Source organism: Methylocystis sp. MJC1 (assembly GCF_026427715.1).
In the GTDB taxonomy this organism is placed as follows: Bacteria; Pseudomonadota; Alphaproteobacteria; order Rhizobiales; family Beijerinckiaceae; genus Methylocystis.
On sequence record NZ_CP107558.1, the window covers coordinates 2,356,568 to 2,375,167 of the forward strand.

An 18,600-nucleotide genomic window follows, 5' to 3' on the forward strand; every position below is an offset into this window, starting at 1 on the left:
CGCTTAACTCCTTCTCACGCCGCAACGGCGTCACTTGAAGGAGTTTCCCAATGCTGAATTCCCCGATGCTGCGCCGTCTCTTTATCGCCCTGGCGGCTCTCTCGATCACCGCCTTCGCCGCCGTCGAAATCTCGGCCCCGGCCGCCGCCGCCGTCTTCCCGTCCTTCACGGGCGAATAAGGGCGCGACTGATCATCCAGTAGCCCATGACTGAGGCCCGTCCGGTCGAAATTCAACGGGCGGGTCGCCCATCTCTCGCGCAAGAGGGCGTTAGCCGGCTCAGGCCGCGTTCAACGGCGGTAAAGCCTCGTCGAACCGGTTTCTCGTCGCGCGCAGCGTTTCGCAGGCGACATCCGGAGACAGAAACACCCGGTTCCGGCCTGCGGCCTTCGCCATGTAAAGCGCCGCATCCGCCGCGCGCATCAACTCCGCCAAACCGGCAGTCCGATCTTCCATCACCGCGACGCCCACGCTGACCGTTGCGAGGCTATCGGCAAGGGAGGCGGCTTCCTTGGCGAAATCGCAGCGAATGCGTTCTGCGATCGACAAGGCTGTCGACGGTTCGCAGATCAGCAGGGCGGCGAATTCTTCTCCGCCGACCCGAGCCAGCACGCCGCCCGCGCCGATATTGCACGCGGCGACCTCGGCGAAGAGCCTCAGCACGCAATCGCCTTCGGCGTGGCCGAAGCGGTCGTTGATCGTCTTGAAGCGATCGAGGTCGAAAATGAGAGCGACCGGCGTCGCGGCTCCACACGAGCCCTTGATTGCGCGCTCCGCCGCAAGATCGAAGGCGCGCCGGTTCCCGAGGCCTGTCAGCGGATCCGTGAGAGCGACAATCTGTTGCCGCGCCGTGGCCCGCACCTTCGAGAGCGCGAGCAGCATGAAACCGAGAACAATCCCATAGCTCATGGCTTCGGCGGCCATGAATTTGGCGAGCGGGACATCATAGACCGATTTTATGGGCCAATCCACGCTGGTGAATTGTGCGGAGACTCCGACGAGCAAGGTAAAACCGCCATGCACCGCCGCAAGCGCCGCCGTGGCGCGCGCGATCGTCAGGCGCTCCTTGTTGTAGCAGTAGAGCTCATAGGCGATCAAAAACGTATAGGTGGCGACGATGGCGACGCGCCCGTCGAGGCGAAGGAGAGGCGAAGCGTCGGAAAAGCCCAGGATCCAGATCACGCCGCCGGCTATGGCCGCGACGCTGCGGATCGGCCGCTCGGCAAAAACCCGAATTCCCGTCCAAAGTGCGCCCAGCGCCCAGAAAGTGAGCGCCCCCGCGAAGATTGGAGGAGTTACGGCGAGATCGTTAACGGCGAACAGCAGCAGCGCCGCGCTGTTCAAGAAAAACGCCAGGGACCAGAAGCGGAACTCCCCCGCCCTATCCTCGCGCCAGATGAAATACATGAACAGGCCCAAAAGCGCATAGACGAAGCTGTTGAATGCAAAAAGCGTCGGTAGCAGAATGCTCATCAGATTCTCGCCAACCTTGCCAATGCAAGCGCCTGCAGCCGCCGCCCACACGAACGCCTCCATCGCCGCTCTTCCCGGATTCGCGTTGCATCACGCGTCGTTTCGGCCTCGTCTGCATGACAAGGTCGGGGCGAACCTCCCCGGCTCGCGCCACTGCCTCAATTAGAAGCCTTATGTTGGGCAATGTTAACGCGCGGATATTTCATTGTTAAATTAAAGCGCCAGTCGTGGTTAGTCGTTTGCAAACGGATATGACTGCGCCGGTCGAGGGCACGAGCGCCCCCCCCCCGCGCCGCCTCCAGATTATCTGTGTCTTGCGAGCTTCGGCGCCTCTGGCAGGGCGATAACCTGCCCTGGACGTAACCGATCGGGATTTAGGTTGGGATTCGCGCGCGCGATGTCGCGCCAACGGCCAGGGTCGTGGAAGAGCTTCTTGGCAATCCCGCGAAGCGTGTCGTTGGCGACGACGGTATAGCTGCTCGGGGCTGCTTCTCCCGAGCCCATTCTCTCCTGCGCGCTGCCGCTGGCCGATTTATCTTTCGCGACTTCTGCGGTCGAAGACCCGCCGGCTGCTTCGGGCTCTCGCCCTGGCGCCGGGGCCCCCGCCGCGCCTTCTCGCGAAACGTCCTGAAGTGCCTCTTTAACGCCTCTCTCCGGAACAACTGGCGCCCAATAGTGGCGCCCGGTGACTGCGATGATCGCGACTATGGCGGTTGCAATGAGCAAACCGGCCGCAATCCGCCCTCTCTCCCCACCCGGAGACAAGCTCCGTCGTCGCCGGGTCTTCGTCACGGGCAGGCCAGCACGAGTTGGAGGGCCCTTCTCTACTTCATCTTTGTGAAGCGCCTCCAGATCACGAACCCTCAATTTGGCGCCGCTACCGTCGAGGACCTCGATCGGCGCTTCGGCGCGCGCCTGCAGGGTCTTCACCAGCTCCAGACAGTCACTGGCGGTTCCGCACAGGTTGCGAACTTGATCGACTCCGTGGACGACGACATAGGCCACAACAACACTCACGCTTCTGGACGCGACGAGGCGCAGCCCCCATTGACGTAGAAAGCCGAACCCAACGAACAAGCGCGCAACCATTTTTAGCGCCTCAAGCAGGCGCAGTCGTTGCTTTTGCGCGTTTATGCGCCGAGGCAAGGAGAAGGGCCCGTCTCCGATGCTTGCTGGGGAAAGGCGACGCGCTATCTCGCAGCCGAGCAACATCGACGCGGCGAAGACTTATGCCTTTACAGTCCAATGCGAATGGCGAACCGCTGCGAAGCTTTATGCTCAATTTCGGGCCGGTGCATCCGGCCGCGCATGGCGTGCTGCGTCTGATTTTGGAGCTCGATGGGGAGGTCGTTCTCCGGGCGGATCCCCATATCGGCTTTTTGCATCGCGGCACGGAGAAATTTATCGAGCGCAAGCCGTATTTGCAGTCTATTCCCTATTTCGATCGTCTGGATTACGTCGCCCCAATGAACCAGGAGCACGCATTCTGCCTGGCTGTCGAAAAGCTCTTGGAGATAAAGCCGCCGAAACGCGCGCAACTCATTCGGGTCCTGTTCTGCGAGATCGGGCGGCTGCTGTCGCATCTCTTAAACATAACGACCCAGGCCTCGGACGTCGGCGCACTGACGCCCAATCTTTGGGGCTTCGAGGAGCGTGAAAAGCTCATGGTCTTTTATGAGCGCGCCTCGGGCGCACGGATGCATGCGAATTATTTCCGCTTCGGAGGCGTACACGAGGATTTGACCGAAAAGCTTTTGGACGACATCTACGCTTTTTGTCCGCCCTTCCTGCAGGTATGCGACGATCTAGACGAACTTCTCGGCCAAAACCGGGTTTTCAAAGAGCGCAATGTCGGCATCGGCGCGATCACGCTCGACGAAGCATGGGCGCGGGGCTTCTCCGGCGTGATGGTTCGCGCATGCGGCGCGCCATGGGATCTTCGCAAAGCCCAGCCCTATGAATGCTACGAGGAGTTCGACTTCGACATTCCCGTCGGCTCCAACGGCGATTGCTATGACCGCTATGGCGTGCGGATGGAAGAAATGCGCCAGTCCGTGCGTATCATGAGGCAATGCATCGAAAGACTGCAATCGCCGGCGGGCTATGGGCCCATCATGGTCCAGGACGGCAAGATCGCGCCACCCAGGCGCAATGTCATGAAACGGTCGATGGAGGCGACCATCGAGCAGTTCAAGCTCTATTCGGAGGGGTTTCACGTTCCACCCGGCGAGGTTTACGCGGCGGTTGAAGCGCCGAAGGGCGAATTCGGCGTCTATCTCGTTTCGCAAGGCGGCAATCAGCCCTACAGATGCAAAATACGAGCCCCTTCTTTTGCCAATCTCGAAGCCATGGACCGCCTCGCCGCGGGCCATATGTTGGCCGATGTTTCGGCAATCGTCGGTTCACTCGATATCGTATTCGGCGAAATCGATAGATAAGCGCCTCTGTCATTCCCCACCCCTCAAAGCGAGCGATCGGGAATCCAGAGCGCTCTTGATTTCAAGACGCTGGAAACTCTACGACTGTGAAGCTGATATGCGAGCGCCGTCATTGCGAGGAGCGAAGCGACGAAGCAATCCAGAGCCGCGATGGCGCTCTAAATTGCTTCGCTCCGCTCGCAATGACGGGCTCCGACCGCAAGCTAACGCTTGCTCATTCGCCGAGCAGCTTCTCTTTTTAGCCAATCCCATGAAGCGACGGCGTGGGGTTGCGCCCATCTTAAAAATGTAACGGCGCTTTTCAGCGCGAAACGTCCAGTCGTTCTCGCCAGCTCGACCGCTTTGTCGAACCAAGGCAAAAGAGCGCTCTCCGGCGGGATTTTCGTTCTCAGCCAGGCGATCCAATCCTCGATGATTTGCAAAACGGCAAGCCGCAGAATGCGCCAAGGATGCGCGATCGGCCCATGCTCGAGCGCATGATGAAGATGGGCGAGCTCCTCGGCGATCTCACCCCGCTTGCGGCGCTCCGCGTCGAGCTCACGTGAAAGCTCACTGATGTGCGCCGCGTGCTGTTCCGCGCGTTCCTCGCTCTCCTTGGCCATTTTGGCGCTGTGTTGGGCCTCCACCAGCGCCTCGTCGACCTCCCGCACCGCCTCGTCGACCTGCAGCGCCATGGCCTCATATTGCGTAAGCACCGTATCGCGCTGCTCAGTCACGTCGTGCAGAAGCGCCAATAGCTCGTCGCGCCCGAGTTTCTCGTGCTCGAGATCAAAGCCAGCCTTGGGAGTAGGTTGATCCGACAGCGTCGCCTCCACGCAAGCCTTTCGTCGCTCGCCGCCGCTCCAGTTGGGCGCAACGACCGAAGTCGCTCAACATGTAATTCAACGCAACTCGTCTTCCAGGCATAGTCGTCTCATCCCCAAGCGCGTGGAACCAGCCAGGCAAAGCCCCGCGTCGTTCTTTGCGGCGTTTCGGACTTGAACTAGGATGGCGCGAGGACTGATCCGGCAAGCAATAACAGAGGGAGCCTTGAGATGAGAACCTGCGCCAAAATCCTGTTGGCGAGCTTGTGTGTGAGTCTCGCAACGCCCTGCTTTGCGCAGGGATCGACCAAAGACGTCGTCGCAGCGCATTTGCGCATGCAAGGCTACAAATGCGATACGCCCAAGAGCGCGGCCCGCGACGCCGCCGCCTCCCGGCCGGACGAGGCGGTGTGGATCATCAGATGCGAAAACGCGCGTTACAGGGTTCGTCTGATCCCCGACATGGCTGCGATCGTGGAGCCTTTTTAGTCAAGGATAGGCTGCGCCAGACAACGCTGCTTGTCTCGAGGCGGCCATTTGCGCAGACAGCGCGTCGTCGAAATCCCGCTGCTCGATGCGTAGCGCGCTGACGTCAACCGTCTCCTTTTCACCGGTCGGGTAAATGCGGCGGATCGCGCTCATCGCGGCGCGGTCGCACAAGAAGCGGACCTCCGCCGCCGACATTCCTTCGGCCGCTACGGCCAAGGCCTGAAGATCAACTCGTTCGTCGACCGGTTTCTTGCGCAAATGCACTCCGAGGATCGCGGCTCTCGCCGAGAGATCCGGCCGCGTCACCTCCAAGTGAAAATCGAGCCGGCCAGGCCGGAGCAGCGCGTCGTCGATAATATCGAGACGATTTGTCGCCCCAATCACCCAAACCTGTTTCAGCGTCTCGACGCCGTCAAGCTCAGTGAGCAATTGGCTGACGACGCGATCGGTCACCGGCGACCGGCCGTCCAGGCCGCGCTTGGGCGCAAGGGAGTCGATTTCATCCAGAAACACCACGCAAGGCGCCGCGTGACGCGCCCGCGCAAACAATTCACGGACGGCCAGTTCAGACTCGCCGATATATTTCGACAAGAGTTCAGGTCCCTTGACGGAGATGAAGTTCAAATTGCTCTGAGAGGCGAGCGCTTTGGCAATCAGCGTCTTTCCGTTTCCGGGGGGGCCGTAGAGCAGTATTCCGCGCGGCGGTTGCAAGCCTATCGCTTCGAATAGATGCGGTTGGCTCACCGGCCAGGAGATCGCTTCCTTCAGAGCTTCCTTGATCGTATCCAGGCCGCCGACGTCTTGCCACTCGACATTTGGCGTTTCCACCGCCACTTCCCGCAGGCCCGACGGCGACACCTCGCTCATCGCTTCTGCGAAATCCGCCATGATCACTTCCAGCGCCATCAGCGCGTCATAGGCCATCGGACTGTCCCCGAGCCCCAATTCGGGAAGCTGGCGACGCAGCGCCGCCATGGCGGCCTCCCGGCAAAGCGCGTTCAAATCGGCCCCGGTGAACCCATGCGTCGTCGCCGCGAGGTCAGAAAGATCTATGTCGCTCCCAAGCGGCATTCCGCGCGCGTAGATCTCGAGGATTTCGCGTCGCGCCTGTTCATTGGGAATGCCGATGGCAATCTCACGATCGAATCTTCCCGGCCGGCGCAAAGCCGGATCGAGACTATTGGGACGGTTCGTCGCCGCCATTACGATGACGTCGCCGCGGCTCTTCAAACCATCCATGAGCGCAAGCAGCTGGGCAACGACACGCTTTTCCACCTCGCCTTCCACCCGCTCCCGCTTAGGAGCAAGGGAATCGATTTCGTCGAAGAAAATAATGCAAGGCGCTCGCTTTTGTGCATCCTCGAAAATTTTGCGCAGCCGCGCCTCGCTCTCGCCGTAGAACTTTTGAATGATCTCAGGACCGCTGACGTAGATGAAGTCAGCATCCGACTCATGCGCCACAGCGCGCCCCAGCAACGTCTTGCCGCAACCAGGAAGGCCGTGCAGCAGCACTCCTTTCGGCGGCGTAATGCCCAGCCGCTCGAAGAGCTCCGGATGAAGCAGCGGCAGTTCCACCATCTCGCGAATTTTTGCGACCTCGCGCTCCATGCCGCCTAAATCATCATAAGTGATGATGTCGTCGGCTTCCGAGGATGCCGCCTGATGGGACGATGTCGAACGTGGACGCTCCAGCGACAGCAACGTATCCGGATGGACGATCACAGGTCCGTCCGGCTCGGTTCGGCCAATAAGGAAATCACGGTGGGTTCCGCCGAACAGAGCGATCCGCACACGGTCGCCGGTGCGAATGGCGAGCCCGTCCAGCCGCCTTGCGGTATGTTCGATCTCGTCTTCGTGCAAAGCGCCGGCGCCGAGCGGAGTCACGACAAGTTTTTGCGCGGTCGCATAAGCGACTTTCCGGATCGCGACGGCTTGGCCCAGCGCCACGCCAGCATTGGTGCGGCAGACGCCGTCGAGCTGGATGATATGCTGCCCTCTCTGTTCCTTGAAAGTGGGCATCGCCTTGGCGACCGTTTTGCCGCGTCCCGCAATCTCGAGAACTTCTCCCGGAGCGGCGCCGATTTGACGCAATGTCTCAGGATCGAGCCGGGCGACGCCGCGTCCAACGTCTTCGCGCCGCGCCTCGACTACGGTGAGGCGAAGAATTCCCTCGTCTTTCTTGGCTTTCTCGCTCATGGGAGCCTCGCCTCACATTCTGGGTTGTTCCTGGCCTTGCGACAATTCGCTCCTGACCGCCACATAATCGACCTTGATGCGCTGCGGCAGAAATCGGGCGACCCGATGCAGCGCGCCGATGAACAGGAGTCCGACCTCCTCCTCGCCGAGCGTCTGACTTATGCGTTCCGCGATGAAACGGTCGCGGGCGTCCAGAAGCGCCGCCGCCTTGGCGTCCGTCCGCTCCGACGACTGCAGGAGCTTATATTCATCGAGGAGAAGCGCCGGCGATTCCGTGCCGACAAGCGTCGCGCCGCCACGCATGAGGCTTTCCAGAAGCTGATGATTCGGGCTCCCCTGGGCCGCAAGGTTGCTCACCAATTCGCTCTCTTTATCGCAAACCGGCAGGCTATCTTGGTAAAGCTTGACGCGCCGGAGATCGAGGCCGAGGGCCTTGATGGCCTCTGCGGTTGAGCGCCAGATCGCGTCGAACGCGGCGCAGCGCTCCGTCCATTTGGCCTCTCCATGGCGGGCGATGAAGGCGGCCTTATATGCGGGCGCGGCGGCCCCCATCTCGGCGACGCTGTGAAGGACAGGCACGTAGATCAATCGCGCCATGACGCATCGTGCTCCCTTGCCGCTCGCCGAGGCTAGGATTGCTTGGCGAGCCGCACCTCCAGAATGCCGTTCCGCAGATTGAGCTGAGGCGCGCTCCCTGCAAGTTTTTCCTCGATGAAGGTTTCCTTGCGATAAAGCCGGTCGCCCGCTTTCGCTTCAAGAAGCAGAATGTCGCCGTCGAGGATGCAGCGTATATCCTTGCGCTCGACGCCGGGAAGCTCGAAAAGGAACACCAGCTCGTTTCCTTCGTCGAACATATCCGTCACCGGCTCGAGCATCTCGACCGTGGTTCGTTTTGCGGCCCGCCGTCGCGGCTGTTCGGAACCCGGCGTTTCGTCTTCCGCCGCAACCCGTTCTTCGGCCGCTTCGCGCAGCGTGCGCGCACCGAACGAATACTCCATCACGCGGCCGTCCTTCTCATGGCGGCCGCGTCGTGGAAGATTGTCGAAATCGGCCAGGACGCTGAACAGATTCGATAATCCCCGCGCGATTTTCTCTAAGCCCGCGACGCCGGTGACGTCTTCGTTTTCGTGCCGGTCTTTCCTAGTCATGGATGAGCACCCTCTGGTTTGCCTGGCGCCGTAGCTAGGGCGCAAAGCGCCTCCTCCAACCGTTCCATTCGCCGCTCGATGGCGCCGAACTTCGCTTCGCCATCCGCCGCCCCGAGGCGGCCGTTATTGTGGTTCCACCAATCGAGTCCGAGCTCGCGGGCCTTGTCGACGGAGCAGATCACGAGCCGCAACTGAATAGTGAGAAGCTCCACCTCGACCAGCTTGATCGAAATGTCCCCGGCAACCACGACGCCCTTGTCGAGAATACGCTCGAGCAAATCCGCGAGATTGGAGCTGTCGACCGAATGCGTGATAGGTTGATGCAACGTTGACATAAACGGTCCTTTCACAACGCGCTGTCGGGGACGCCAAACTGAAGCGAAAGCTCTCTCTCCGAAAAACCGAATTGACGCTGCAGACGCGCAATTTCTTGGGCCTGCGCGAAAAGCGCGGCGCCCAGTCGGTCGATCTGCGCGTCTGTCAAGCGTCCCCCTTCCATGCGACGCACCGCCTGGCGTTCGAGGACGTCGTGAAGAAGCCGAACGAGCGTGAGCGCCAGGCGCAGAAGACCATCGGCTGTCGAACGCGCAGAGCCCGCCGGCTCTCGTCCGACATTGGTCGCGAGGCGATCGTCACGCGCTAGTTGAAGCGGATCGGCGGGAGGCGCACTTGGTTGCGCAAGAGGCTCGACAAGCGCGCAAGGCGGCGCGGCGGGCCCGGGCGGCAGACGCGGCTCGATCATAGATTGTGTCGGAGCGCCGTCCGGCCAAATGGTGTCGACGGCCCCCAACAACAGCCGCAGGTCGAGAAAGATGAGATCCACATCCGCAAGTCCAATGGTTAAATTGCCTTGCGCCGAGACGCCTCGTTCAAGCATGCGATCGAGCGCTTCCGCGAGCGAGAGGTTACGCTGCTGCTCGCTCATGGCGACGCGGCGCTCAGGAATTGACATCGCCGCCGCCCTTCCCTTGCAAGCCATCGAGGCGCTTCAATAGTCCTTCTTCGCGCGCGTCGAATTCCGCTTCTGTAAGCGCGCCTGTTTCGAGCGCTCGGTAGAGCTCCGACAACTCAGCCATGATGGCGCGTTCCTCCGCCTCACGCTCCTGACGAGCGGCTTCGTCGATCTTTTCCAGAACGAACATCAGCCCACGCATCGGGGCCGCGAGCAAATCATCGATCAGCAACATGGCGTTTCGCCTTTCGGACGGAATCCGATGGGTTTGTTTCAAAGTTCGCCTTACGTGTCGCGTTCCCCGATCTGACCTTGAATATCTTGCTCAGAACGAAGGTCACGCTTTTCGTCACGATCTTCACGGCGTCGTCGAGGATGAACATGGGCGTTGCGCTCCTAACGAGACGTGGTGATTTCCGCCTACCCTTCCTGGGACGCGAACTGCACGAAGTTATGCGGCGGCCATGGGCCCGCGATATTGAAGGCGATCTCTTCCTCGATTTCATTCGCCGAGGCTTGCACAGCCCGCTCGAACTCTTCGAGCCCTGCCCGAGGGACGAGCGCCGCCAAATTGGCGATCTCCTTCTCGTTGCGAACCGGCAAGGACAAGACTTCGATGCAAGCGTCGCCCAGGACCGACATCACCTGCGCTGACTGTGCTTCCCGATAGCGTCGAAACGCCTCGTCCACCATCTGACCGAGACGAACCTTGGCGTCATGGGACGGAGGGCGGCTGCCCACATAGGTTCGGTCGCGCGCGGCCTGCAACGCGGGATGGCGCGCAACCAGATAAGCAATAGGATCGGCAGCATCGATATTCAGCCGCACGCCCATCTCCACGGCCCCGGAGATTCTTTGCAACTGGTTGACAAGGCGATCGCGCTGGCCGTCGAGAAACTGCCGAAGATCGCTTTCTGATTTCGCGATCGTTCCGAAAGCCATGGGCAGAAGATCGAATTTGGCGTTGAGCGCGGTAAGCACGCGCTGCGCCGCGGCGAGGTTGCGCCGTTCCGCCCGCAGAGAGCCATGGGGACATTCGCTGACGATCGCATTCAAGGGACCCGAGCCCACTCTAAACGTCTGGCGATCGAGCACGCCCTGCAGACTTGGTAGATCGTCTTCGATGCTCGTCACCGCATAGACATAGAGGCCCATCGATCTCTCTCCCATGCCAACGATTTTCGACTAACCAGAGTCCAGAAGAACTCAAGCCTCTTCTTCTTCGATATGACCATAGGCCCGGACAGTTAAATCCTCGTCGAGTTCGACAGTGTAAGTTTCTCGTTCGAGCACTTCTTGCGTCAGTGGCAAGCCGAGCATCTTGACTTCAAGGTTCGGCACGAGAATTTCTGCTTCGGCGCTCCAACCACCGTCGCCATGGCGGATCGGGGCAATCTTCGTTATTCGCAACTCCCGAGCGCCGAGCTCTGTCGTAAGAAATTGTTGAATTGCCGCTCTCGCGCCAGACAGTTTACTGCCGATAGGCGCCGCAGGGGCTGGCTTCGCCTTGGGCGCCGCCGCCGGTGGCGGCGGCGCGGCGTTAGGAGAAACATGCTGTTCGGATCCGACGTGCTGACTTTTGGGCGGCATGGGGACTTCTCCGATAATTTGCGTGGAACGCGCGCCACTCAGTAAGTGAAGGAAAAGCGCCTCTTTGCATGGCGCATCCCGACCGGCGATTTCCTCACAGCTGTCACAGGTTGGGCTGGTGGCGCCGTTCCGTTCAGCTGAGTTGTTATTTCAGCGATTTCCTTGTCAATCTCGCGAAACCTCGCGTTTATCGCATCGGAACGGTCGGTTGCCGCTCTGAGCTCCAGTGAACGCCGTGCGCGTTCGAGCTCGAGAAAGCTCATTCGCAGATAGGCCTTGTGCGCGGGGATGCTTTTGTCGGTGCGCCCCGTCAAAGTTCGCAGATCGCTCAGGCCGCGGGATGGCTGCCGGTGCATCGCCATGTCGCCTTCTCCCAGTTTAAAAACACGCGGTTTGGTTGGCCGGCCCATGCGCATGCATGCGCTGCGCGCGCTCCAGCGCTTCGAGTTCGAATTGCAGCAACAACTCGTCGACAGTGTCGGATGTAAAATCTCCCGGCTTAGGGGAGCTTTGAGATCCCCGGCCAAGAATATCTCGGCAGGCCCAACGAAAGACCGGATTTGAAAGACTGGCCTCGCCGCCGCGCGCCGCAAGCACCCGAGCGATCGCTATCGATGCGCGCAAGGTTGGATAATGCGGGTCAGATCCTTGAAGACGGCACAAGCGAACAAAGTCGACCACCTTTTCCGCGCGCGCCTGATCGACGCCGCCTTTTTTGGCGGCGATTGCAACCTCCGTCTCGCGGTCATAATGATCGAAATAGAGCGTAATCATGCGGTCGAGCAATGCGTCCTGCGCACGATAGACACCCGCATATTCAACCGGATTGGAGGTAAAGATCGCGCGAAAATGCGGATGCACCTTAATGTAGCCCTCGCCGCGTCCGTGCAGCCCCGGAACGTTCAAAACGCCCTCCGACAATATGCTCAAGAAGGGGTTATTCGCCTCCGGCTTGCTCCGGTTGAATTCGTCATAAATGATCGTATGCCCCAGACGGCAGGCGGTCGTAATCCGATTGTCGGTCCAGAGCGCGCGCCCCTCTTCCTGCAGCTTTACGACCGAAGAGATATAGTTATCGACCACGCGCGATCTGCGATATCCGCTCTCGCGACCGATCAGATCGGAGCTGCCGAATTCATGATCGCCATGGAGCAGGATGCTTGGGCGGCCGAGCTGCGCGGCGACATGAAAAGCCAGGGTTGTCTTGCCGCTGCCCGCGGGACCCGAAAAATGCACGGCATATCCCGCTTCGAGATAGGCGAGCGCTCTACTCGCAAGCTCCTGAACAGCCGGAGAACTCACGAAAGCGTCGCTCGGTCCGAGCGCGATCGAGCCGTCGTCCTCGGAGAAATCCTCGGCGTCCTGACCTAGGCTAGCGAGAGCTATCGCGCTCATGACGAGTCCTTTCCTAAATGCGCGCTCGAACTGCCGTGCGCTTTTGCGTGGCGAGAATGAGAGGGGAAGCCACTTGCGCATTGGCACCATGGCTTCCGAATTCAATTAACGGAGCGCGATAAGCGCTAGGCCGCCTCGATGTTCGTCAATGGCGCGCGGACGCCTTCCCTTGCCAGATCGCCGCTGCATGCTTTCGGTCTCGCGCATAGCTGGAGAACGAGTGATGCAAGGCGGACGCACGATCTTGATTGGCTTTCGCGAAAGACGCCAGAAGGGCGGCGACGCCATTCGTCAAATCGCGCATGAACGCATCGGCCTTTTCATGATAGGCTTTGCTGTCGCGCGCGCGGTTCGCCTTCAGGCTGTTCAGCGTTGCGCGAACCTCGTTGCTACGCGCCGTCGTAGCGCGTCGCAGCTGCGCCGCGATGTCGCGGCCCGATCTGATCCTCGCAGCCCTCAGATTCTCGAGAAGCGCGTCGATATCCTGGTGGCGGCTTATCGTCGCGTTCTTGATCTCTTCCGCGAGCTCTTGCCGAGAATGGCGGCTTGAATCAACTCCGGTTTTGATGCGCGCGATGCCTTCCGAAACTTTCGCCATGACCAATCCTCCATCTGGAGTTTGCAATCTGCCGGAAGGGCGCGCCTTAGAAAAACATGCCCTTCCGGCGATGGGGGACGGCCTTAGGCGGGCGCCGCCGCAGAAGCGGTCAGGCCGACAGCTTCAGCGTATTTGAGGTAGGTCTCAACCGAGGCCACCACAACGCGGGCTTCGATCGTGATCAGCTCGATGCCGACGAGCGAGACCTTGACCCAGGCGTCGATCACGATGCCCTTGTCGAGGATGCGGTCAACAACTTCGCCGAGGCTTGACGAGTCCACGGATTTTTGAACGCGTGCCATGAAGCTTCTCCATTCTTAAGCGCTTTGAGCGCTTTGCGAACACACCGAAGAGAACTCATCGTTCCATCGGCCGAATAGATAAGAGCAACACCGGCGCCAACCGCGCGCCTCGCATGAAAAACTAGTTTTTCCTTTGAATTTCATTACCTTTCAATTTCGCTCATTTTCGTGGTTGCAAAATATAGATCCGGGAGGTCGGGCGTCGACGCCCGGGTTCAGGGGTCGCTTTACCCTTTGGCGCCCTTGTCGACCGCGGCGGCGATCGCTTCGATTTGAAATGGTTTCGCGAGAAAGCCGTCAATTGTCGAAGCGCGCATAGCATCGAGAATATCGACGTCGTCGCCGAGGAAATAACCCGAGATCAGGATGATGCTCATGCCGGGACGTATGATGCGGAATCGCGCGCTGAGCCGAAACCCATCCATGTCGGGCAAACGGGCGTCCACGAAGGCTATGGGAAACGCATCCCCGCTCACTAAGCCAAGAGCTTCTTGAGCGCTATTGGCTGTGACCGCTGTCCAACCAATCCGACTCAAGGCGGCTTCGAGCACCCAGCACATATCCTGATCGTCGTCGACGACGAGTGCGGTTTTCGGGGCGAGGCAAGCGTGGAAAGCAGTCAATTCGCCGACCCTCCAAAGGCGCCTTCAATTTACGACGACTCACGCGCTGCAGGGACGCGGACCGCGAATATCGTTCCCACGCCCAAAGTCGTCCGGACGTTCACATCGCCGCCATGCTGACGGACGATCGAATGCGACACCGAAAGGCCGAGGCCCGATCGTCTGCTATCCGAGCGCGTCGAAAAAAATGGGTCGAAAATTTTCCGCAGATGCGCCTCGGGAATTCCCGGGCCACTGTCGCCGATTTCGACGATCACCTCATTGCCGTCGCGGCGCACGTCGATAGTCAAAAGGCCGCCATTCGGCATCGCTTGGAAGGCGTTGAGCATGAGATTGATAAAAACCAGCTCCAGCAGGTTCTGGACGCCTTCGGCGTAAATATCCATCGCCTCGGCTGGCGGGCTCCAGTCGTAACGCGTGCCGACCGCCGCTTCGCCGGAAGCGAACATCAATGCGTTTTTCAGCATACTGACCACATTGACGCGAGTCGTTTCGGTGATCGGTTGCGGACGGGCAAACCGAAGCAGGCTTTCGACAACGAGCGACGCGCGGTCGATGCCGCCGATCACTTTGTCGATGCACTCCCCCAGCAAATCGGGCGAACCCATTCGATTTCTCATCAGCTGCGCTGCGGCGGAGCTGACGCCTAACGGGTTGCGAATTTCATGCGCGATTCCGCCGATAACGATACCCAAGGCGGCAAGCTTCTCGCCCTGATGGATCTGTGCTTCCATGGCGCGCTGCTCGACGAGGCTGCGACCGACGACGACGACGCCGGTCACCTCGCCGGTAGGACTCGTCATCCTCGATAAGCGCCAGGAGACAGGTATTGTCTCGCCGTTTTTGCAACGCATCGGCCATTCGATCGAGTGGCAATCGTCGATTTCGCTGATGCCCCGGAAGGAGGATTCGACTTCCTGTTTCTGCGGCTCGTCAAAATGGCCCGCGATTTTCGAGCCGCGAACCTCTCCCTCTGCATAGCCTGTCGATTTTTCAGCCGCTGTGTTCCAAGTCAGAACTGCGCCACGCGAGTCGGTCGAGATAATGAGATCGCCGGCGCTTTCGACAACGCTCGCGAGATGCAGCTGCGTACGGCGCACCTCCTCCCCAAGCTGCAACAGGTCCGTAACGTCGTCCATGACCAGGATAACGCCTCGTGAGCCGCCTCGAAGCTGCAATGGACAGATACTGTAAGAATAGGTTCGCAGAGCGACTCCGGGCGCGCGATAGGTCATCCGCCGGCGCCGAAGCGTTTTCCCCGACGCGATCACCTCACGTATCTGCTGGTCCAAAGGCGTATCCTGGAAAGCCGCGGGAAAGATTTCCTGCAGGCGTTTTCCAAGGATCGTGAGCAAGCTTCCGTGCGACTTTTCGAGAAAGTTGGTATTCACCGTTCTTACGGTGAGACTTTCGTCGAGAATAAGGATCGAGGATGGTATTGTGTCCATCACAGCATGGAAAAAGCTTTCGTGATCGAGCGTGTCTAGAAACATCGGCTTCTCAAAAGGTTTGCGTGGCCGAGGGTTTGCGAAAAATGATTCTTTCCGACAGGCGCGCGCGTATTTTCGATCTGGGAAGCGACCTCAGTCTCAGTTCGAGGAACAGAGAGGTCGGTTGAGCTGCGGTCGAAAACTATACGGCGGCCAGGGTCCCGACAGAGTAAATTCTACTGACTCGGCTCCAAGACGGCCGTTCAGCTCTGCAACGCGTTGGCTTAAAGCAGCCGCATTGCCCTTGGGGACGAGAAATGCATGACGGGCTATTAAATCCGTCCCTTCGAGGTTGCGATCGCAGCTACCTGCCGACAATGGCTCCAGTTCCTGCACCAAGTTACGTGCGACGACCGCAGCTTCCGCACGACCCAAATCGCGCAACATATGTTTGTCTCGACACAGCCGCATGTATCGAAGGCCATTCGAAAGCTTCGCCCACTCAGGCCACGCTTTGCGCGCCAATCGGTCGAGAACGATCGGATCATCGAGCCGAGCGGCGGCTCGAAGCTCCCACTCCTCCTTGTCGGAGGCGTCGAGAAGGAAGCGCGCAATCGTCGCCTCATGCGACTCCATGAACGCGCTCAGGCTTTCGAGGCTGGTGTAGAGCGTTCCGAAAGGAACCGGAAAGACAGGCGAGAATTGCATCGCCCGCGCGAGGATTTCTGCGTGGCGACGAACACGCCGCGCCAGCCAAGAGACGTCCTGCAAATTGCGCTGCGAATCGACGCCACAAAAATCCGCGATTGGGACGGAGTCTATGATCGCGCCGACGACGCCGGCGCGATGCAGGGTCAAGGCGCTCTCCTCGGAGTCCATCAATTGCCCCGCGCAGATTTGGTTCGCATCCACGAATGCAAAGAGTGAGATTGCGGACTCGCTCGACCCGATAGACAAAATGGCCTTATTCGTTTCGGGCGGATCGGGAGTCCTCATTGGCTGATTTCTCCGCGCTCTCCCTCGAACCTCTTCAATTTCAAGCGGTAGGTCTTGTAGTCCACTCCCAGCAGCCGTGCGGCTTCTGCCTTGTTGCCGTTTGCTCGATTGAGAGCGTCGAGCACGGCGTCGCGTTCGACTGCCCGCACCTGGCAGCGCATTTGATCACGCAAAGGCGTGGCGGCAGACGCCATCTGCGTTGTTTGCGAAAGAGTCGCCGGGGGCCGATAAAGACGGTCGGCGATATGAGCCGCGGAGACAACGTCTGACGAGGTGAGCGCCGCGCGCCTCATCACGTTTCGCAATTCTCTCACATTGCCGGGCCAGTCGTGGGCCTGCAACAAGTCGAGCGCCTTTGGCTCAATTTCGATTGGCGGGTGGCCGAGACATTCACGCGCCTGCCCCAGAAAGCGCCCCGCGAGGAAAGGGATATCCTCCGGGCGCGCGCGCAAAGGCGGCACCGAGACGACATATTCCGCGAGACGGTAGTAGAGGTCTTCGCGAAAGTCCCCCGACTCCGCGCGCTCCTTGAGAGCGTCGTTCGTGGCGGCTATGACGCGCACGTCCAGGCTGATCTGTTCGCTCCCGCCCACGCGATGGATCGTGCGCGCTTCGAGCGCGCGCAGAAGAGCCTTTTGTCCTGCGGTCGAGAGATTGCCTATCTCGTCGAGGAAGATCGTGCCTCCCTTTGCTGCAGCCTCGAAACAACCGTGATGCCGTGCGGCGGCGCCCGTGAACGCCCCCTTTTCATGGCCGAAAAATTCGCTGTTCATGAGGGATTCGGCAATTGCGCCGCAGTCGACCACGACGAAAGGCTTGGCGACGCGACCGCTATGCCGATGTAGGCTCTGTGCGACAATCTCTTTGCCGCTCCCCGTTTCGCCTTGAACAACAACCGAATAGTCGGAGCGGGCGACGGCTTCGATCTCATCTGCAAGCTTTTGGATGGCAGAACTGCTACCCATGAGGCCGAAAACATCGGCGCGTAAATTCTCGGTGTTCTGCTTGTGAAACGCCATCCGGCGAGCGACCGCGCGCTTCACGGCATCCACGAATTGATCGTTCCGAAAAGGCTTAGTGAGATATTCGAATGCGCCCTCTTTCATCGCGTTGATCGCGCCCGCGATCGTGCCGTAAGCCGTGGCGATGACGATGGGAAGGCGCCGATCGCGTTGCAACAGCCGCCGCAAAACCTCCTCGCCGCCCATCCCGGACATGCGCATATCGAGAACGACGGCGTCGGGCGGATGGCGCGACGCCAATTCGAGACCGGGCTCGCCAGCTTGTGCTTCCAACACGTCGAAACCGGCATCCACTAATATGTTTCGCATCGCCCATCGCATGTCATGATCATCGTCGATCAGCAGGATCGAGCTTCGATTGCGCGTCAACATGATTTGAGCCAATCATTTATTGATCTGGCTGGATGCGAATGCGCCCGCCAGCGCGTTCAATGTTTGAGCAAGGATAAGCTTAGACGAGCGCCGCGCCATGCTCCTTGACTAGCGTCAAGCTTTCAAGACTTTCCTCAGCCGGCGGCGAAGAAAAGTAAACACGTCATTAGCATTCGAACGAATTGTAACGATTGCGCTTGATGTGTACATTTACCCGCGATCGTATTTTGCTTTGGCCGACGGCCCCATACCTGACGATTCACTATCCCGGCGCGTGCGCTCGGCGTCACTAGGCCTCTAAAAGCAAATAGCAATCGGCTGGCAAGATTGTTGCGTGGCGCGGTCGCGCAGCAGCTTCGTGCACAATTTGCGACAAAAGCGGCAAACGCAAAGGGAGGACATATGGCGGACGAGAAGGTCACGGTAGAGCAACTGCCAAACGGCAAATGGGCGTGTTTTCTCCATCTGGCCGGCCACGACGAGCCCATCAATCTGGGTCGGGAATTCAAGAACGACGAACAGGCCGAAAACTGGCTGAATGTTTCCGAGTCCGTCACGGCCATCGAGATGATGGTCCGGAAACACAAGAAATAGCTGCTTCGTACGCCCCGCGCCGGCATCCGGCCCGGGGCGTCTCTTATGTTCGATTTCACGCAGTTCTTGAGACGGGCGTTCCTCGCTCGTCGCGGCGCGACCTGGGCATTGTCTTTATCCTGTTATATCCGCGTGGCTTTTCCCCCTCTGGATGGAGGAACGTTCACAATTTTCGTGATG

The 18,600-nt window shown here is 59.8% G+C and carries 23 protein-coding genes; 4 read left to right on the top strand and 19 right to left on the bottom strand.

Going from position 1 to position 18,600, the window contains the following annotated elements; genetic code table 11:
* The first annotated feature begins 50 nt into the window (after positions 1 to 50).
* Positions 51 to 179 (top strand): hypothetical protein, encoded by a 129-nt coding sequence (locus tag OGR47_RS11515; RefSeq protein ID WP_256367643.1) that lies wholly within the window; start codon positions 51 to 53, stop codon positions 177 to 179.
* A gap of 99 nt (positions 180 to 278) precedes the next feature.
* Here the strand turns inward: OGR47_RS11515 and OGR47_RS11520 are convergent, their stop codons facing one another.
* Together OGR47_RS11520 and OGR47_RS11525 are read right to left on the bottom strand one after the other, a co-directional pair.
* On the bottom strand, positions 279 to 1,472 hold the full coding sequence (locus OGR47_RS11520; RefSeq protein ID WP_165053873.1) for a sensor domain-containing diguanylate cyclase: 1,194 nt from the start codon (positions 1,470 to 1,472) through the stop codon (positions 279 to 281).
* Positions 1,473 to 1,775: 303 nt separating this feature from the next.
* Positions 1,776 to 2,561 (bottom strand): LysM peptidoglycan-binding domain-containing protein, encoded by a 786-nt coding sequence (locus OGR47_RS11525; protein ID WP_246729743.1) that lies wholly within the window; start codon positions 2,559 to 2,561, stop codon positions 1,776 to 1,778.
* A gap of 140 nt (positions 2,562 to 2,701) precedes the next feature.
* On the opposite strand from OGR47_RS11525, the gene OGR47_RS11530 reads away from it, so the two are divergent.
* Complete coding sequence (locus OGR47_RS11530; protein ID WP_165053867.1) at positions 2,702 to 3,910, top strand: NADH-quinone oxidoreductase subunit D; 1,209 nt, start codon at positions 2,702 to 2,704, stop codon at positions 3,908 to 3,910.
* Positions 3,911 to 4,113: 203 nt separating this feature from the next.
* Here the strand turns inward: OGR47_RS11530 and OGR47_RS11535 are convergent, their stop codons facing one another.
* Entirely contained in the window at positions 4,114 to 4,725 is a 612-nt protein-coding gene (locus OGR47_RS11535; protein ID WP_165053864.1) for a hypothetical protein, read from the bottom strand.
* A 219-nt stretch (positions 4,726 to 4,944) separates the two neighbouring features.
* On the opposite strand from OGR47_RS11535, the gene OGR47_RS11540 reads away from it, so the two are divergent.
* A complete protein-coding gene (locus OGR47_RS11540; protein WP_253948111.1) occupies positions 4,945 to 5,202 on the top strand; it encodes a hypothetical protein in 258 nt (85 codons plus the stop codon).
* Here the strand turns inward: OGR47_RS11540 and OGR47_RS11545 are convergent, their stop codons facing one another.
* The 16 genes from OGR47_RS11545 to OGR47_RS11620 form a co-directional block, all read right to left on the bottom strand.
* Complete coding sequence (locus OGR47_RS11545) at positions 5,203 to 7,398, bottom strand: CDC48 family AAA ATPase (RefSeq protein ID WP_165053862.1); 2,196 nt, start codon at positions 7,396 to 7,398, stop codon at positions 5,203 to 5,205.
* A 12-nt stretch (positions 7,399 to 7,410) separates the two neighbouring features.
* Complete coding sequence (locus tag OGR47_RS11550) at positions 7,411 to 7,995, bottom strand: hypothetical protein (RefSeq protein ID WP_206527463.1); 585 nt, start codon at positions 7,993 to 7,995, stop codon at positions 7,411 to 7,413.
* A 32-nt stretch (positions 7,996 to 8,027) separates the two neighbouring features.
* Positions 8,028 to 8,546 carry an Hsp20/alpha crystallin family protein gene (locus tag OGR47_RS11555; protein ID WP_165053859.1) on the bottom strand — a complete coding sequence of 173 codons (519 nt, stop codon included), beginning with the start codon at positions 8,544 to 8,546 and terminating at the stop codon, positions 8,028 to 8,030.
* The gene (locus OGR47_RS11560; protein WP_165053857.1) at positions 8,543 to 8,881 is read right to left on the bottom strand and encodes a gas vesicle protein; all 339 of its coding nucleotides are present in this window, start codon (positions 8,879 to 8,881) and stop codon (positions 8,543 to 8,545) included. Before OGR47_RS11560 ends, OGR47_RS11555 begins: the two co-directional genes overlap by 4 nt.
* An 11-nt stretch (positions 8,882 to 8,892) precedes the next feature.
* Positions 8,893 to 9,498 (bottom strand): gas vesicle protein K, encoded by a 606-nt coding sequence (locus tag OGR47_RS11565; RefSeq protein ID WP_165053854.1) that lies wholly within the window; start codon positions 9,496 to 9,498, stop codon positions 8,893 to 8,895.
* The gene (locus OGR47_RS11570; protein ID WP_165053852.1) at positions 9,485 to 9,733 is read right to left on the bottom strand and encodes a gas vesicle protein GvpG; all 249 of its coding nucleotides are present in this window, start codon (positions 9,731 to 9,733) and stop codon (positions 9,485 to 9,487) included. Before OGR47_RS11570 ends, OGR47_RS11565 begins: the two co-directional genes overlap by 14 nt.
* A 185-nt stretch (positions 9,734 to 9,918) precedes the next feature.
* Positions 9,919 to 10,668 carry a GvpL/GvpF family gas vesicle protein gene (locus OGR47_RS11575; RefSeq protein ID WP_165053848.1) on the bottom strand — a complete coding sequence of 250 codons (750 nt, stop codon included), beginning with the start codon at positions 10,666 to 10,668 and terminating at the stop codon, positions 9,919 to 9,921.
* A 36-nt stretch (positions 10,669 to 10,704) separates the two neighbouring features.
* Positions 10,705 to 11,088: a hypothetical protein gene (locus OGR47_RS11580; RefSeq protein WP_165053845.1), complete on the bottom strand. Its 384-nt coding sequence runs from the start codon at positions 11,086 to 11,088 to the stop codon at positions 10,705 to 10,707.
* A gap of 38 nt (positions 11,089 to 11,126) precedes the next feature.
* Positions 11,127 to 11,450 carry a hypothetical protein gene (locus OGR47_RS11585; RefSeq protein ID WP_165053842.1) on the bottom strand — a complete coding sequence of 108 codons (324 nt, stop codon included), beginning with the start codon at positions 11,448 to 11,450 and terminating at the stop codon, positions 11,127 to 11,129.
* Positions 11,451 to 11,466: 16 nt separating this feature from the next.
* On the bottom strand, positions 11,467 to 12,483 hold the full coding sequence (gvpN, locus tag OGR47_RS11590; protein ID WP_165053839.1) for a gas vesicle protein GvpN: 1,017 nt from the start codon (positions 12,481 to 12,483) through the stop codon (positions 11,467 to 11,469).
* Between the two features lie 145 nt (positions 12,484 to 12,628).
* The gene (locus OGR47_RS11595) at positions 12,629 to 13,081 is read right to left on the bottom strand and encodes a hypothetical protein (RefSeq protein WP_165053836.1); all 453 of its coding nucleotides are present in this window, start codon (positions 13,079 to 13,081) and stop codon (positions 12,629 to 12,631) included.
* Positions 13,082 to 13,164: 83 nt separating this feature from the next.
* Positions 13,165 to 13,383: a gas vesicle structural protein GvpA gene (gvpA, locus tag OGR47_RS11600; protein WP_165053833.1), complete on the bottom strand. Its 219-nt coding sequence runs from the start codon at positions 13,381 to 13,383 to the stop codon at positions 13,165 to 13,167.
* 227 nt (positions 13,384 to 13,610) lie between these two features.
* On the bottom strand, positions 13,611 to 13,934 hold the full coding sequence (locus OGR47_RS11605; RefSeq protein WP_165053830.1) for a response regulator: 324 nt from the start codon (positions 13,932 to 13,934) through the stop codon (positions 13,611 to 13,613).
* Between the two features lie 101 nt (positions 13,935 to 14,035).
* Positions 14,036 to 15,499 (bottom strand): ATP-binding protein, encoded by a 1,464-nt coding sequence (locus OGR47_RS11610; RefSeq protein ID WP_165053827.1) that lies wholly within the window; start codon positions 15,497 to 15,499, stop codon positions 14,036 to 14,038.
* Between the two features lie 96 nt (positions 15,500 to 15,595).
* Positions 15,596 to 16,432, bottom strand: a complete 837-nt coding sequence (locus tag OGR47_RS11615) for a GvpL/GvpF family gas vesicle protein (RefSeq protein WP_256367641.1) — start codon at positions 16,430 to 16,432, stop codon at positions 15,596 to 15,598.
* Positions 16,429 to 17,826 (bottom strand): sigma-54-dependent transcriptional regulator, encoded by a 1,398-nt coding sequence (locus OGR47_RS11620; RefSeq protein ID WP_165053821.1) that lies wholly within the window; start codon positions 17,824 to 17,826, stop codon positions 16,429 to 16,431. The genes OGR47_RS11615 and OGR47_RS11620 overlap by 4 nt, the downstream gene beginning before the upstream one ends.
* A 402-nt stretch (positions 17,827 to 18,228) precedes the next feature.
* On the opposite strand from OGR47_RS11620, the gene OGR47_RS11625 reads away from it, so the two are divergent.
* Positions 18,229 to 18,420 (top strand): hypothetical protein, encoded by a 192-nt coding sequence (locus tag OGR47_RS11625; protein WP_165053818.1) that lies wholly within the window; start codon positions 18,229 to 18,231, stop codon positions 18,418 to 18,420.
* Positions 18,421 to 18,600: the final 180 nt, after the last annotated feature.

Excerpts from the sequence above, each read along its gene's own strand:
- OGR47_RS11515 (WP_256367643.1), top strand. The coding sequence starts at position 51 with ATGCTGAATTCCCCGATGCTGCGCCGTCTCTTTATCGCCCTGGCGGCT.
- OGR47_RS11520 (WP_165053873.1), bottom strand. The coding sequence starts at position 1,472 with ATGAGCATTCTGCTACCGACGCTTTTTGCATTCAACAGCTTCGTCTAT.
- OGR47_RS11525 (WP_246729743.1), bottom strand. The coding sequence starts at position 2,561 with ATGGTTGCGCGCTTGTTCGTTGGGTTCGGCTTTCTACGTCAATGGGGG.
- OGR47_RS11530 (WP_165053867.1), top strand. The coding sequence starts at position 2,702 with ATGCCTTTACAGTCCAATGCGAATGGCGAACCGCTGCGAAGCTTTATG.
- OGR47_RS11540 (WP_253948111.1), top strand. The coding sequence starts at position 4,945 with ATGAGAACCTGCGCCAAAATCCTGTTGGCGAGCTTGTGTGTGAGTCTC.
- OGR47_RS11545 (WP_165053862.1), bottom strand. The coding sequence starts at position 7,398 with ATGAGCGAGAAAGCCAAGAAAGACGAGGGAATTCTTCGCCTCACCGTA.
- OGR47_RS11550 (WP_206527463.1), bottom strand. The coding sequence starts at position 7,995 with ATGGCGCGATTGATCTACGTGCCTGTCCTTCACAGCGTCGCCGAGATG.
- OGR47_RS11555 (WP_165053859.1), bottom strand. The coding sequence starts at position 8,546 with ATGACTAGGAAAGACCGGCACGAAAACGAAGACGTCACCGGCGTCGCG.
- OGR47_RS11560 (WP_165053857.1), bottom strand. The coding sequence starts at position 8,881 with ATGTCAACGTTGCATCAACCTATCACGCATTCGGTCGACAGCTCCAAT.
- OGR47_RS11565 (WP_165053854.1), bottom strand. The coding sequence starts at position 9,498 with ATGTCAATTCCTGAGCGCCGCGTCGCCATGAGCGAGCAGCAGCGTAAC.
- OGR47_RS11570 (WP_165053852.1), bottom strand. The coding sequence starts at position 9,733 with ATGTTGCTGATCGATGATTTGCTCGCGGCCCCGATGCGTGGGCTGATG.
- OGR47_RS11575 (WP_165053848.1), bottom strand. The coding sequence starts at position 10,668 with ATGGGAGAGAGATCGATGGGCCTCTATGTCTATGCGGTGACGAGCATC.
- OGR47_RS11580 (WP_165053845.1), bottom strand. The coding sequence starts at position 11,088 with ATGCCGCCCAAAAGTCAGCACGTCGGATCCGAACAGCATGTTTCTCCT.
- OGR47_RS11585 (WP_165053842.1), bottom strand. The coding sequence starts at position 11,450 with ATGGCGATGCACCGGCAGCCATCCCGCGGCCTGAGCGATCTGCGAACT.
- gvpN (WP_165053839.1), bottom strand. The coding sequence starts at position 12,483 with ATGAGCGCGATAGCTCTCGCTAGCCTAGGTCAGGACGCCGAGGATTTC.
- OGR47_RS11595 (WP_165053836.1), bottom strand. The coding sequence starts at position 13,081 with ATGGCGAAAGTTTCGGAAGGCATCGCGCGCATCAAAACCGGAGTTGAT.
- gvpA (WP_165053833.1), bottom strand. The coding sequence starts at position 13,383 with ATGGCACGCGTTCAAAAATCCGTGGACTCGTCAAGCCTCGGCGAAGTT.
- OGR47_RS11610 (WP_165053827.1), bottom strand. The coding sequence starts at position 15,499 with ATGTTTCTAGACACGCTCGATCACGAAAGCTTTTTCCATGCTGTGATG.
- OGR47_RS11615 (WP_256367641.1), bottom strand. The coding sequence starts at position 16,432 with ATGAGGACTCCCGATCCGCCCGAAACGAATAAGGCCATTTTGTCTATC.
- OGR47_RS11620 (WP_165053821.1), bottom strand. The coding sequence starts at position 17,826 with ATGTTGACGCGCAATCGAAGCTCGATCCTGCTGATCGACGATGATCAT.
- OGR47_RS11625 (WP_165053818.1), top strand. The coding sequence starts at position 18,229 with ATGGCGGACGAGAAGGTCACGGTAGAGCAACTGCCAAACGGCAAATGG.